Origin of the sequence: Rothia endophytica (assembly GCF_928381505.1) — a bacterium.
Lineage (GTDB): Bacteria > Actinomycetota > Actinomycetes > Actinomycetales > Micrococcaceae > Rothia > Rothia endophytica_A.
In genome coordinates, this window is the sequence record NZ_CAKMSJ010000002.1 from 414,763 (window position 1) to 428,103 (window position 13,341).

Sequence of the window (13,341 nt, forward strand, 5' to 3'; positions counted from 1 at the left end):
TACAGCTGAAGACTAGGATGGATGTATGGCAAGTTACGCTGAACAATATCTTGAAGCAAAAAAACGCAATGAGTATTCAAAGACTGAACTCTCAGTTTTTGAGCAGACCCTCAATTTTTCGCTAGACCCGTTTCAGCGTGAGGCCTGCTCATCTGTTGAACAAGGTAGGGGAGTCCTCGTAGCGGCTCCCACCGGTGCTGGTAAAACAATCGTTGGGGAATTTGCCATCCATCTCGCTTTGAAACAGGGTAGAAAAGCTTTCTATACCACCCCCATCAAGGCTCTTAGCAACCAGAAATACAACGATTTAGTCGAAGTTTACGGCAGCGAATATATCGGTCTGCTGACAGGGGACACTTCCATCAATTCTGAGGCTCCCGTTGTTGTTATGACAACTGAAGTGCTTCGCAACATGATTTATGCGGAGTCAACCACCTTGAATAATCTTGGCTACGTTGTCATGGACGAGGTGCACTACCTGGCTGACCGTTCCCGTGGTGCTGTGTGGGAAGAAATCATCATCCACCTTCCTGAACCTATTTCAGTAATTGCTCTTTCTGCGACTATTTCTAATGCCGAAGAGTTTGGTGCTTGGCTCGATACAGTGCGCGGGCAGACTGACATTATTGTTTCTGAGCACCGGCCGGTTCCCCTGTGGCAGCACGTGATGGTGGGCAAGTCTCTGCTCGATCTCTTTGAGGGTGACACAACCGTTCAGGACGCTGCAGAATCCTCCGACATGCCCGAGGTAAACCCTGAGCTACTAAGGATTGGGCGCGGACGCCCTTCCCGAGCCCGGCAGGAAAAGTCCTTCTCACGCATGGGGCGGGGCAAACGAAGTCGTACTCAGGAATACCACCGTAGTCGCGAGCGCGACATTGGCTTATCTACTCCTGCAAGAGGTTCTAGAGTGAGCCGGCCGGAGATGATTGCCACTCTGGATAAGAACGGTCTTTTACCCGGGATCTGCTTTATTTTTTCCAGGGTGGGGTGTGACGCCGCGGTAACCCAGTGCATCGATGCCGATGTTCGGCTTACCACTGATGCTGAAGCGCAGACTATCCGCGCCTATGTTGCCGAGGCGACAGCGTCCTTGGACATCAAAGATCTTGCGGTACTGGGGTTCTATGAGTGGCGTGAGGGGCTAACTCGAGGTATTGCTGCTCATCATGCTGGCCTTTTGCCGGTCTTTAAAGAGGTAGTTGAAACGCTGTTTTCTGAGGGTCTGGTACGTATGGTTTTCGCTACCGAAACCCTTGCCCTGGGCATCAATATGCCAGCTCGTTCAGTGGTACTGGAAAAATTGACTAAGTTCAATGGCGATACCCACGTCGATATAACCCCAGGTGAGTACACTCAGCTGACTGGCCGAGCGGGGCGCCGGGGGATCGATATTGAAGGCCATGCAGTGGTGATGTGGCGCCCCGGGCTGGAGCCGCAACAGGTTGCAGGTCTAGCCTCCAAGCGAACCTACCCACTGAATTCTTCTTTCAAGCCAACCTATAATATGAGTGCAAATTTGTTGGCTCAGTTTGGTGCTGAACGTACCAAGAAGATTCTGGAGTCATCCTTTGCCCAGTTCCAGGCTGATAAATCTGTAGTGGGAATTGCCCAGCGGGTCAGAAAGAATGAGAGTACTTTAGCCGGTTTCGAGGAGGCAATGACCTGCCACCTGGGTGATTTTACAGAGTACGCCAGCATCCGTAGGGACCTGAAAGACTTAGAGAAAAAGCTTGAAAAAGGCAGCAATAGGTTGCGGCAGTCCCAGGCCCGTGCTTCACTGCTTGATCTGATGCCCGGAGATATTATCGAGATTCCTCGCGGGCGCAACAGTGGCCCTGCAGTGGTGCTGGCACGTGCTGAGTCTTTTGATGACCCTAAGCCATCTATCCTTACGATGGACGCTCATTTACGCAGGCTGGACTCTCGTGACCTTGAAGGCCCCATTCTGCCTATCTCAAAAATCAAGGTCTCTAAAAAGTTCACTGGGAAGACAGCCAAAGATCGTAGGGATATGGCGTCGCGGATGCGGGAGGCACTGTACCAGGGGTTGCCTGCTCGCGAGAAATCTCAAAAGCGATACTTTACGGAGCGAGAAGACAGTGAGACTGCCCGGCTTGAAAATCTGAGAAAACAGCTGAGGCAGCACCCCTGTCATGGCTGTTCAGACCGTGAGCATCATGCCAGGTGGGCTGAACGCTGGTATAAATTATCGCGTGATACCGCTGGTCTGCGCCAGCAAATAGAGCGCCGTACCAACACTATTTCCCAGATTTTTGAGCGTATCACGACTCTTCTAACTGCCTATGACTATGTTGAGGTGACTGAGCAGAGCAGCCGCCAGCTTACTCAGCAGGGGAGTACCTTGCGCCGCATCTATGGCGACAAGGATCTGTTAACAGCTCTTTGCCTGGCAGATGGCTTTATGGATGAACTGGACCCCGCAGCAACGGCTGCCGCTGTTTCGGTGATGGTCTTTGAGGCTAAGAGGGATGAGCAGAACATTCTGCGGAAGTATCCCACCAGAGAGCTGGAGCCTGCCTTGATGAAGGTGGTGAAGCACTGGAGCAAGCTGACCGATGCTGAGAAACTTCATCGCCTGCCTCAGACCTCTGCACCTGACTTTGGCATGGTGTGGCCGATCTATAAGTGGGCTCGTGGGCAGTCATTAGCTTCGGCTATTGATGGCACGGACCTAGCCGCGGGTGATTTTGTGCGTTGGACTAAACAGGTTATTGACTCGCTGGACCAAATAGCTCACGTTTCAACGGCTGAACCCGGCCTTCGTACACAGTGTGAAGCTGCCATCGATCTCTTACGACGCGGTGTTATCGCAGACCAGATTTAAGTATTTCTACAATATTCTTTGAAAGGAGGGCCTTATGGCTGCTCACGTATTTTTAGATGGCTCTGTCTATAGCCCCGTTGACCCCTTTGCCACAGCCCTGGTCATGAACGAGGGCGCGGTTGAATGGGTTGGGCAGGACGCTGGAGCCCGTTCAATTCTTGATGAAAGCATGCAAAGCATCGAATTAGGGGGAGCACTTGTCGTTCCTACCTTTTCGTTGGCTGCAGCGTCCGTAACATCGGTAGAAGATGCCAAGGCGCTTTTATCTGTTTGCCGGTCACAGGGCTACGGGGAAGTGAACCTCTTTAGTAGGCACGATTTTCTGAACGAGGATGCTACTGGTTCGGAGCTTAGGGTTCACACCTATCTTTCGGCAGAAGCACTACTCAACCCCGCAGAGCTGCCGACCAATATCAAAGGTGTGTATTTCACTGAGGATTCTCTGAACCGCCTGTCCCTGCTGCCTGTAGCGGTGGAGCATCAACTCATCGTTTCAGGGGCTTTCACTACCAGCAGCTCTGTCAGAGTATTCCTGGACAAAGTTTCAGCTCTCGAACCTCTCGACCGTCTGCGAATTACCCCGCGTCTGGATGGCCTCTTTTCTCTCGATGATGACCTCATCGACGTAGCACGGTCCCTCCATGTGACTTTGGGCTTTTCATCAGATTACGCTTCGGCAGGCGATAGCCTCTCGAGAGCTCTATCGAGTGGTGCCGCTGTTACCCTCGGATCTGATCCTTTGACTAAGACTGAGGCATTTGGCTGGGACTTAGTGAGCGATGCTGTCAATGCCCCTGAACATCAGGCAATCTCCGCCCGTGCGGCTTTCCAGGCACTGACCCGCGGCTTTCAACGCGCCAATGGTGTATCTTCACCCTTGGCAGGTCAACTTGTACCGGGTGCTCCGGCTAACTTTGCCCTGTGGAATGTGACTGAGCTGATGGTGCAAACTCCGGACTCGCGTATCTCAGCCTGGAGTACCGACCCCAGGGCCAGAACACCACTGCTGCCAGCTTTATCGCCTGATGTTGACCGCCCAGTCCTAGCATCTGTTTATCTAGACGGTAAAGCTCTTAAAAACATAGGTCCGGCTGAGTCACATAAGGATTAATGTAAAGCTCGACGGTAACTATATAATGAGAAGTTGGTTGATGAAACCGTGCAGCCCGCCCAAAGGGACTAACCAAGGAGAACTATGCGAGTCTTGACGATCATTCCTACCTACAACGAGAAGGAAAACCTTCCGCGTGTGGTAGAAAGGCTCCGTGCTGCTGTCCCTGACTGCGATATTCTCGTCGTCGATGACAATAGCCCCGATGGAACAGGCAAGCTTGCTGATGACATGGCTACCTCAGATTCACAGATTCATGTGCTGCACCGTACCACCAAGGACGGTTTGGGTGGAGCCTATCTAGCAGGCTTTGACTGGGGCTTGACTGAGGGGTACGACGTCCTAGTAGAAATGGACGCGGACTGTTCACACCAACCCGAGCAACTTCCCTTGCTACTGCGCGCAATCGAGAACGGAGCCGATCTAGCAATTGGGTCAAGGTACGTTCCCGGCGGTAAGACCAAGAACTGGCCAGCGCATCGTCTGCTTCTTTCACGTGGGGCTAACCTCTACACCCGCCTTATTCTGGGCACCAAAATTAAAGACATCACTGCCGGCTACCGTGCTTACACCCGAGAAGCCTTGCAGCGTCTCAACCTTGACGGTATCGACTCAAAGGGCTACGTATTCCAGGTAGATTTGGCTTGGCGTTCAGAACAAGCCAGTCTAAAGGTTGTGGAAGTTCCGATTACCTTTATTGAGCGAGAAATCGGTAGCTCCAAGATGGACGGCAATATCATTTTCGACTCCATGAGCAAGGTGACCCGCTGGGGTCTTTCCTCTCGTTTTGAAGGGGCGAAGAGCAAAATCTCAGACCTGAAAAAGTAAGCCGTTTAGTTTCTCCATGAAAGTTTGAAGCCCCTCACCTGTTAGGCGAGGGGCTTCAAACTTATAAAACAACCGATTTTAGATGGCGTGACGCTCACGGTAGATATCTAGACGCTGCTGCAGAGTCTCTTCAAGTTCTTCGACACTCCGGCGTTCCAGAAGCATATCCCAGTGAGTACGCACTGGCTTTTCGTTGTTTTCCTCAACCTTGCCTTCCCCAGAGACAAGGAAGGCTTCCTTGCCTGACTTAGCGGGCCATGTTGCCGGAATTTCAGCTTCTTGAGCGAAGGTGACAAATAGACGTTCGCCATCTTCAGTGCGGTACTCCACGCGCTGGCGAGGTGCCGGCTCAACGCCAGATTCGGTTTCCATTGACTGAGAACCAAGACGCATTCCGCGAAGGCTGCGATCGCTCATTATTTTCCTCCAAAAAGATGACTGTATGTCTGAAGTGCATAACGCGTATGCAGCACGGGTTTATTCCCGTTCAAGACCAAACTCTAATTATAGCCGCGTGAGCGGTTTTAGCGAGTTGAATCATTGATAGCGCTAGTCGTTTCTGTTGCAGCATCAGTAGGTATTTCAATACCTGAATCTAGCTTATCCAGATTAGGGTTGAGATCCTCTTCAGTAATCCGAACAACGGGTGTATCAACGATGGGGGAGACCGGTGCTGATTCGTCAGTCTGCTCATCTACATCTGGGCCTACGTTGCCGGGGGTGAAAGCATTTCCGATGCCGCGCAGAGCGTCGCCGAGTTCGGTGGGGATGAACCACAGCTTATTAGCATCGCCCTCAGCAAGCTTAGGCAGAGTCTGTAGGTACTGGTAAGTCAGCAGTTTCTGGCTGGGGTTAGATGAGTGAATGGCATGGAAGACCTTTTGAATGGCCTGCGCTTCACCGTCTGCACGAAGAATAGCAGATTTAGCGTCACCCTCTGCGGTTAAGATCTGTGACTGCTTTTCACCCTCAGCACGCAGAATGGCTGCACGAGAATCGCCCTCTGCAGTTAGGATCTGTGACTGCTTCTGACCTTCGGCAGTAAGGATGGCCGCACGGCGATCTCGTTCAGCGCGCATCTGCTTCTCCATGGAATCCTGAATGGAATGTGGAGGCTGAATTTCTTTAATATCAACGCGGGAAACGCGGATGCCCCAACGTCCGGTCGTAGTATCAAGCACTCCGCGAAGTTCGGTGTTAATTTTGTCTCGTGAAGTGAGGGTTTCTTCGAGGTTCAGCCCACCCACGACGTTACGGAGAGTAGCGCTGGTGAGCTCATCCACAGCGTGAATGTAGTTGGTGATTTCATAGGTTGCTGCTTTGGGATCAGTCACCTGAAAGTAGACGACAGTATCAATACCAACGACCAGGTTATCTTCAGTAATCACAGATTGGGCTGGGAAAGAGACAACCTGCTCACGCAAATCGATGAGGGGGAGTACTCGGTCAACAAATGGAACTGTCACGTGGAAGCCGGGGTTTAGTGTTGTGTGGTACTTACCCAAACGTTCAACGATGCCAGCGCGAGCCTGGGGGATGATACGTACCGCTTTGAGCAAGACGGTAATCACCAGGATGATAAGGGCAACCAGTATGATTGCAACCGTTAAATTAATGGTTGACATGGGGATTTCCTTCCAAAATGGGGGTTAGAGGGCTGTCAGATAGGCTGTGGCGCCTTTGATGGCCGTAACCCGGGCGTTAGTGCCAGTGGGCAGGACCATTTCGGGGCTTGAGGGCCTAGCGGTCCAGGTGTCACCGGCAAGCGTCGCTAAACCGGCTGTTGACGTTACTGTTTCAGTCACTAAAGCGGTCTGTCCAACCAAACCATCAGCGTTCATCGGAGTATCTGGTGAACTTTGATGAAATTTCTTGATGAGTGGCGGCCTTAGCCCGAGCAAAAGGGCGATGCTAACAGCTGCAAAAATGACTACCTGAGCCACAATGGAATCGACCCAAACAGAGCTACCGGCGGTAGCAAGAGCAGCAACAGCCATCATGAGGAACACGAAGTCCAACATCAAGATTTCGATGATGCAGAGAATAATTGCGATGGCCAGCCACAGAGCCCACAGGTTGTTCGAGAACCATTCGATCATGTGTACCTCCTGTGAAGATTAGGGATACTACTATTCTCTATGAACTTGATGGAAAGAGCCTACGATTACGGCCGTAGTTCAGACGATATATTGCTATTTCTAGACTGAATTAAAACGCCGATAATATACATTATGTAAAGTAACGTTTTGAACGCTCCCCTCACGTACCAAAAACTTCAGTGGACTAGAGTAATAAGTATGCCTATATCAAATACTGCTCAGCAGCTACCTCATCAGTTTGTGCGTTTGTGTATCGACTTAGTTTTGGTCTCACTCTTTATTGCAATCGGCTTGATAAGCCATGGTGAGGATTTAAGTAACCTTCCTAGAGCCTCGGCGCCCTTCCTGGTATCTGCTCTTTCTGCTCACATTCTTATCTGGGCTGTCAATATGCGGCGGGATCTCCCCTTGCTGGCCGAGGCAATAATTGCCTGGAGTATTACCCTGGTTGTCGGTATCTCTCTACGGATCAGCTTTGGTGACACGGCTGCAACAGCGTTTGTGATCGTTTCTGCCCTAACACTTTTTCTGTTCTTGTTTGGATGGCGGCTCATACTTTTCCTCATTTGGCGCACGAGACGGCACCAGGCATAGCAAAAGGGAGTTCTGCACAGGTGTAGAACCCCCTTTTTTCGCTCAGCCTATTGGCACTACTTATCGGTGCTATACGAGACCCATTTTTCAAGTGTTTGCAGAGCCTTGCCGCTCTCTACGGCTTCCTTTGCTGTTACGAGTCCTTCGATAAAACGCTGGTTGAAGCTTAAGTTATCGACTGGACGGAAGGCAGTAATTGCCGCTGCCGCGTTTAATAGCACGGCGTCTAAAATTGGCCCCGTGACCCCCTGTAAAGTCTCACGTACTACCTGAGCGTTATGGTTCGCATCTCCGCCCCGTAAGTCATCTAGTGATCCCAGCTTAAAACCATAATCCTCTGGATTAAGCTCATACCTGGTGAATCCTCCGTCAAGGGTTTCCCATACATATGACGGGCCGGTGATTGTTATTTCATCCAGCCCATCGGAGCCTCGCAGTATGAGGGCATGGTCTCCTCTTGAAGCAAAGACTTCAGCGATTCGTTCTGCCATCTCTTGATCAGCAACACCGATAGCTGAAGACCTAACCTGTGCAGGATTGGTCATGGGCCCCAGGTAATTAAATGCGGTGGGGACCCCTAATGTCCTGCGCGTGGGTGCGACATGCTTCATGGAGGGGTGGAATATCTGAGCAAATAGAAAAGTGATTCCAACTTCAGATACAGCTTGAGCAACATCCTTAATGCTCATATTGAGGTTAACACCTAAAGCTTCGAGTACGTCAGCGCTACCGCTCGATGAGGATGAGGCTCTGTTGCCATGTTTAATGACAGGAACACCAGCGCCAGCAACAACCAACGAGGCCATTGTTGAAATATTTACAGTATTTTGCTGGTCTCCCCCGGTGCCTACGATGTCTACGGCCGACGAGGTTACCTCTATGGGTTCTGCCTTTTCAATCATGCCTTGAGCCAGTGCTTGAAGCTCCTGTGGAGTTTCACCCTTAACATGAAGTCCAACCAGAAAAGCCCCAATAATGGCTTCTGGGGTTGATCCGCTCATGATCTTCTCCATAGCCCAAGAGATTTCACTCGAGGTGAGGTCTTGTTGCGCGGTCAAGCGATTTAGGATGTATTTCCATGACAGATCAGTTGAATTAAGCATGATCCCAGTCTAGGGGTTTAATGTCCACCTATCCCCCATGACCCGGTTTACTGACCTGAAGAACTGCGACCACCACGCCTCCGTGACATAACTGCGTAACACCGTGTTCAAATAGGCTGTTTTGGGCAGGATTTACAACACACCCCACGACAAACAGCCTCGCCTATTGGTTCAGGGCGAGTTTTACAGACATAATGTCTATGTGACAACTGCAACCCATACTCCAAGTAAGTCGGCCCATGCGGCTCTCAATCGACCAAACCAGGTAGCCGTAGGCACCGTTGTTTGGCTCGCTTCTGAGCTCATGTTTTTTGCCGGCCTGTTCGCCATGTACTTCACGCTTCGCGCTTCACGCCCCGATATCTGGGCCGAGAACACTCCGTTGCTTGAAGTCCCGCTCGCTCTTGCTAACACCATCGTGTTGGTATTGAGCTCCGTTACCTGTCAGTTTGGTGTCTTCAAAGCTGAGCAGCTGAAGCCACGCCGTACCGGTTCCATCTTCGACATTCGCCAGTGGGGAATGATCGAGTGGTTCCTTCTTACCTTCATCATGGGTGCGTTCTTCGTGTCTGTGCAGGCTTACGAATACGCCAACCTTGTTTCAGAGGGCATGACTATCGCTTCTAGCGCTTACGGATCAGCTTTCTATATCACCACCGGCTTCCACGCACTACACGTGACCGGCGGTCTTATTGCATTCTTGCTGATCATTGGCCGTGCGTATATTGCCAAGCGTTTTGGTCATTACGAAGCAACTTCAGCAATCGTTGTTTCTTACTACTGGCACTTCGTTGACGTCATCTGGATCGTACTGTTCCTCGTCGTCTACTTCCTGAAGTAAGCCAATCGCTAAAATAATCATCCATAACTAGCACACACTAAGGAACAAACAACGTGAAGGCACTTTCTCAAAAGCGGCGCCATCCGCTCGCAGCTCTTGTGTTGCTTGCCCTTGCTCTGCTTCTCTCTGGTGGCCTCTATGCAGTTGCCACAGCAACTAACGAAGCTCAGGCTGCAACAAGCACCTCTTACAGCGCAGAAGATATCGCAGAAGGCCAAAAGCTTTTTGTATCTAACTGCGCTACCTGTCACGGAACTAATGCTGAAGGGTCAGTTGATGGTCCATCACTTATTGGTGTTGGTGCCGCTGCTGTCGATTTCCAGGTTGGAACCGGTCGTATGCCCATGCAGATGCAGGGTGTTCAGGCTCAGCTTAAGCCCGTACAGTTCAACGACGAGCAGACGATGCAGCTTTCAGCTTATGTAGCTTCACTCGGCGCAGGTCCCACTATCCCTGAGGGCGAATACCTCGATGTATCCAAAGGCGATGCAGCTAACGGTGCCAAGGTATTCCTAGCGAACTGCGCTATGTGCCATAACGCTGCTGGCGTTGGTGGCGCGCTGACTCGCGGCAAGTTTGCTCCCACCCTGATGGGCGTTTCAGAGAAGCACATCTACGAGGCAATGGAAACTGGGCCTCAGAATATGCCCGTTTTCAGTGATGTAAACATCACCCCTGAAGAAAAGCGCGACGTGATTACTTACCTGAAGTCTCAGGAAGTAAATACACCTGTTGGTGGTTTTGCTCTTGGCTCACTTGGCCCTGTGTCAGAAGGTCTTTTGATCTGGACTCTCGGTCTCGTGATTGTCATTGCATTCACCCTATGGCTCACATCACGAGCTGCATAAGCTTTAGCACACACATAAATTTCGTACCAAGGAAGATTTGAGGCAACACATGGGAAACCATAGTGACGGCGCAAAGGCTCATACCTCTGCCGTAGTTACCTCTCAAGAGGCAAGTCAGGAGAGGTTCCCCGATCCGGGGCTTCCCCCGCACGCTCCACGTCTGACCGATGTGGATTCTAAAAAAGCCAAAGGTGCTGAGCGACAGGTAGTTCTACTATTCGTCATCTCAATACTTGGCTCCCTGCTGTTCTGGGTTGGATACTTCGGTATCGAGGTCAGCGGCAACTTCTACGATGTCATGAACCCCGAAGCTAACAAGATGCTTCGTCTGCAAAACCTGCTCATGGGTCTTGGCGTTGCTTTTGCGATGTTCGGTATCGGTATCGGCATCGTCCACTGGGCACGTTCACTCATGCCTGACCACGAAATGGTTGAAGAGCGTCACGCGGTAACTTCTGAAGAAGACCGCGCAGAAGCTCAGGAAATCATGGAAACCATCATTGAAGAAACCGGTATCAAGCGTCGCCCGCTGCTCCGCAATACCCTCATTGGTTCGGTTATCCTCGCTCCCCTGACCTTTGTCACGCTCTTCCGTGATCTTGGTCCTGCTGACCCTTCAGTGCTCAAATACACCATGTGGGACGAAGGCGTACGTCTTGTCCGTGACCCCTCTGGCACTCCCATCAAGGCTGCTGATGTAACCCTAGGTTCCGCTTACCATGTATTGCCGGAGACCCTCTCGACTCTCAGCCACGAAAACGGCTACCTGGAAGAAAAGGCTAAATCAGTTGTATTGCTGATGCGTCTGGACCCCAGCGAACTTAACGTCTCAGAAGGCCGTGAGGACTGGAACGTAGACGGCATCATCGCCTACTCCAAGGTCTGCACCCACGTTGGTTGCCCTATTGCTCTTTACGAGCAGCGCACCCATCATCTGCTGTGCCCCTGCCATCAGTCAACCTTCGATGCAGCTAATGAATGCGAAGTTGTCTTTGGTCCTGCAGGACATGCTCTACCTCAGCTCCCCATCCGTGTTGACTCAGAAGGCTACCTAGTCGCTCAGAGCGACTTCCACGAGCCTGTCGGTCCCGGTTACTGGGAACGCGCAAAGCACGTTAAAGAAATGGCAGGTGAAGCATAATGTCGCACTCACTGCAGTCCGATTACAAAGCTAAGACAACAACAGGGCGCATTGCTCACTACGTCGATCAGCGCGTAGGCGTATCTGGCATCGTCAAGGAATTTGGCCGTAAGATCTTCCCTGATCACTGGTCATTCATGTTTGGTGAAGTTGCTCTGTACAGCCTCGTCATCTTGATTTTGTCAGGGACCTTCCTGACCTTCTTCTTCAACCCCACCATGGTTTCGGTGACCTACGATGGTTCGTACGTCCCCATGAAGGGTGTACACATGTCAGGCGCTTATGCATCTGCCCTGGACATCTCCTTCGATGTACGCGGCGGTCTGCTCATGCGCCAGATTCACCACTGGGCAGCCCTCATGTTCATGATGGCCATGACCGTGCACATGTTGCGTGTGTTCTTCACCGGCGCCTTCCGCCGTCCTCGTGAACTCAACTGGGTTGTTGGTGCAACGCTGATGATTGTTGGTATTCTTGCTGGCTTTACTGGATACTCACTTCCCGATGACGTTTTGTCAGGTAACGGCCTTCGTATTATCGACGGTATCTTCAAGTCGATTCCGCTCATCGGTACCTACATTTCACTGTTCTTCTTCGGTGGTGAATTCCCCGGCTCCGCAATCATTAGCCGTCTCTACAGCCTTCACATCATGGTGATCCCCGCAATTTTGCTTCTGCTAGTTGCTATTCACATGTTCATGGTGGTCATCCACAAGCACACTCAGTACCCTGGCCCCGGCCGCACTGAGAACAATGTGGTTGGTTTCCCTGTTGGGCCCGTATATGCAGCTAAAGCCGGCGGCTTCTTCTTCATTGTCTTCGGTATTATTGCGCTCCTTAGTGCAACCTTTACTATCAATGCATTGTGGAACTACGGCCCCTACGATCCCTCCCCTGTTCAGGCGGGTACCCAGCCCGACTGGTACGTAGGGTTCGGTGACGGTGCACTGCGTTTGTGGCCTGGTGTATGGCCCTTCCCTTGGGAATTTGAATTCTTGGGTGGAACCTGGGTGCTGAGCGTTCTGCTCCCCTTCGCTCTCATGGCGGGCAGCGTCATAATGGCTATGGTCTTCTGGCCTTGGATTGAGCGGTGGGTTACTAAGGACAACCGAGTTCATAACGTTCTCGATCGTCCTCGAAACGCTCCTTTCCGCACTGGTGTAGGCGTTGCAGGTATCATCGGTTACGGAACCCTTATGATTGCAGCGAGCTCAGACCTTATTGCAACTCACTTCCACGTTTCGTTGAACGATGTTGCTTACGCGTTGCGCGCAGGCTTTCTGGTCGGTCCTCTCATCGGCTTCTACATTACTCAGCGTATATGTTTGGCACTGCAGCGTAAGGATCGTGAACTGGTTCTTCACGGTATTGAGACCGGTAATGTGGTGCAGCTGCCCCACGGTGAATTCATTGAAGTTCACAAGCCTGTTGATGAATACCGTCGTTACGCTCTCGTGGATTTCGAGTCGCCCGCTCCCCTCCCGGCTCAGCCGAACAAGAAGGGTAAGATCTCTCCCATCGAGAAAACTCGAGCTGGTCTTTCAAAGATTTGGTTTGAAGATCGAGTTGTAGCTGTGACTCCTGCTGAGCTCGAAGCAGCTCATCACGATCACCACAGCGACCACGCTGTTGAAGGTAGCGTTTCAGCTCCTCTTGAAAAGTAAATAAGCGGTTGTAGCTAGATGCGGGGCACCTCACGGAGGTGCCCCGCATTTGTTTTAAAATATTTATTATTTAGGCGGGAACTGGGCGTGTTGATGATAAGGACCATACCCCACTGGCGATTGGCTCGTCCTGAGCTGTCCTGAGCTGTCCTGAGCTGTCCTGAGCTGTCCTGAGCTGTCCTGAGCTGTCCTGAGCTGTCCTGAGCTGTCCTGAGCTGTCCTGAGCTGTCCTGAGCTGTCCTGAGCTGTCCTGAGCTGTCCTGA

Annotated in this window: 12 protein-coding genes; 8 read left to right on the plus strand and 4 right to left on the minus strand. The window is 51.5% G+C overall.

Translation table 11 applies throughout. The features are described from left to right. Positions 1-25 precede the first annotated feature (25 nt). From L6990_RS03825 to L6990_RS03835, 3 genes are all read left to right on the plus strand, one after another. Positions 26-2,848: a DEAD/DEAH box helicase gene (locus L6990_RS03825; protein WP_237202734.1), complete on the plus strand. Its 2,823-nt coding sequence runs from the start codon at positions 26-28 to the stop codon at positions 2,846-2,848. Positions 2,849-2,882: 34 nt separating this feature from the next. Continuing rightward, complete coding sequence (locus L6990_RS03830) at positions 2,883-3,959, plus strand: hypothetical protein (RefSeq protein ID WP_237202735.1); 1,077 nt, start codon at positions 2,883-2,885, stop codon at positions 3,957-3,959. A gap of 84 nt (positions 3,960-4,043) precedes the next feature. Next, the gene (locus L6990_RS03835; protein ID WP_237202736.1) at positions 4,044-4,787 is read left to right on the plus strand and encodes a polyprenol monophosphomannose synthase; all 744 of its coding nucleotides are present in this window, start codon (positions 4,044-4,046) and stop codon (positions 4,785-4,787) included. A gap of 78 nt (positions 4,788-4,865) precedes the next feature. On the opposite strand, the gene L6990_RS03840 is transcribed toward L6990_RS03835, so the two are convergent. The 3 genes from L6990_RS03840 to L6990_RS03850 all read right to left on the minus strand — a co-directional run bounded on the left by L6990_RS03840 (position 4,866) and on the right by L6990_RS03850 (position 6,886). Continuing rightward, positions 4,866-5,204, minus strand: a complete 339-nt coding sequence (locus L6990_RS03840; protein ID WP_237202737.1) for an RNA polymerase-binding protein RbpA — start codon at positions 5,202-5,204, stop codon at positions 4,866-4,868. 107 nt (positions 5,205-5,311) lie between these two features. Continuing rightward, a complete protein-coding gene (locus L6990_RS03845) occupies positions 5,312-6,412 on the minus strand; it encodes an SPFH domain-containing protein (RefSeq protein ID WP_237202738.1) in 1,101 nt (366 codons plus the stop codon). A gap of 24 nt (positions 6,413-6,436) precedes the next feature. Then, on the minus strand, positions 6,437-6,886 hold the full coding sequence (locus L6990_RS03850) for an NfeD family protein (protein ID WP_237202739.1): 450 nt from the start codon (positions 6,884-6,886) through the stop codon (positions 6,437-6,439). A gap of 198 nt (positions 6,887-7,084) precedes the next feature. Between L6990_RS03850 and L6990_RS03855 the strand changes: the two genes are divergently transcribed. Continuing rightward, positions 7,085-7,480, plus strand: coding sequence for a DUF3054 domain-containing protein (locus L6990_RS03855; protein WP_237202740.1), 396 nt, complete (start codon positions 7,085-7,087; stop codon positions 7,478-7,480). Positions 7,481-7,536: 56 nt separating this feature from the next. Here L6990_RS03855 and trpD read toward each other — a convergent pair whose 3' ends face one another. Then, entirely contained in the window at positions 7,537-8,583 is a 1,047-nt protein-coding gene (gene trpD / locus L6990_RS03860; protein WP_237202741.1) for an anthranilate phosphoribosyltransferase, read from the minus strand. Between the two features lie 202 nt (positions 8,584-8,785). Here trpD and ctaE point away from each other — a divergent pair, with 202 nt between their 5' ends. Genes ctaE through qcrB form a run of 4 tightly spaced genes read left to right on the plus strand, consistent with a single transcriptional unit; the run spans position 8,786 to position 13,077 of the window. Then, positions 8,786-9,424 carry an aa3-type cytochrome oxidase subunit III gene (ctaE, locus tag L6990_RS03865; RefSeq protein ID WP_237202742.1) on the plus strand — a complete coding sequence of 213 codons (639 nt, stop codon included), beginning with the start codon at positions 8,786-8,788 and terminating at the stop codon, positions 9,422-9,424. Positions 9,425-9,477: 53 nt separating this feature from the next. Beyond that, complete coding sequence (gene qcrC / locus L6990_RS03870) at positions 9,478-10,272, plus strand: cytochrome bc1 complex diheme cytochrome c subunit (protein ID WP_237202743.1); 795 nt, start codon at positions 9,478-9,480, stop codon at positions 10,270-10,272. 49 nt (positions 10,273-10,321) lie between these two features. Continuing rightward, positions 10,322-11,413: a cytochrome bc1 complex Rieske iron-sulfur subunit gene (gene qcrA, locus L6990_RS03875; protein WP_237202744.1), complete on the plus strand. Its 1,092-nt coding sequence runs from the start codon at positions 10,322-10,324 to the stop codon at positions 11,411-11,413. Further along, positions 11,413-13,077, plus strand: coding sequence for a cytochrome bc1 complex cytochrome b subunit (qcrB, locus tag L6990_RS03880; RefSeq protein WP_237202745.1), 1,665 nt, complete (start codon positions 11,413-11,415; stop codon positions 13,075-13,077). The genes qcrA and qcrB overlap by 1 nt, the downstream gene beginning before the upstream one ends. Positions 13,078-13,341: the final 264 nt, after the last annotated feature.

What these genes read in the sequence shown, in the direction of transcription:
- L6990_RS03825 (WP_237202734.1), top strand. Translation starts at nt 26, where the DNA reads ATGGCAAGTTACGCTGAACAATATCTTGAAGCAAAAAAACGCAATGAG.
- L6990_RS03845 (WP_237202738.1), bottom strand. Translation starts at nt 6,412, where the DNA reads ATGTCAACCATTAATTTAACGGTTGCAATCATACTGGTTGCCCTTATC.
- trpD (WP_237202741.1), bottom strand. Translation starts at nt 8,583, where the DNA reads ATGCTTAATTCAACTGATCTGTCATGGAAATACATCCTAAATCGCTTG.
- L6990_RS03840 (WP_237202737.1), bottom strand. Translation starts at nt 5,204, where the DNA reads ATGAGCGATCGCAGCCTTCGCGGAATGCGTCTTGGTTCTCAGTCAATG.
- L6990_RS03835 (WP_237202736.1), top strand. Translation starts at nt 4,044, where the DNA reads ATGCGAGTCTTGACGATCATTCCTACCTACAACGAGAAGGAAAACCTT.
- L6990_RS03855 (WP_237202740.1), top strand. Translation starts at nt 7,085, where the DNA reads ATGCCTATATCAAATACTGCTCAGCAGCTACCTCATCAGTTTGTGCGT.
- qcrB (WP_237202745.1), top strand. Translation starts at nt 11,413, where the DNA reads ATGTCGCACTCACTGCAGTCCGATTACAAAGCTAAGACAACAACAGGG.
- L6990_RS03830 (WP_237202735.1), top strand. Translation starts at nt 2,883, where the DNA reads ATGGCTGCTCACGTATTTTTAGATGGCTCTGTCTATAGCCCCGTTGAC.
- L6990_RS03850 (WP_237202739.1), bottom strand. Translation starts at nt 6,886, where the DNA reads ATGATCGAATGGTTCTCGAACAACCTGTGGGCTCTGTGGCTGGCCATC.
- qcrA (WP_237202744.1), top strand. Translation starts at nt 10,322, where the DNA reads ATGGGAAACCATAGTGACGGCGCAAAGGCTCATACCTCTGCCGTAGTT.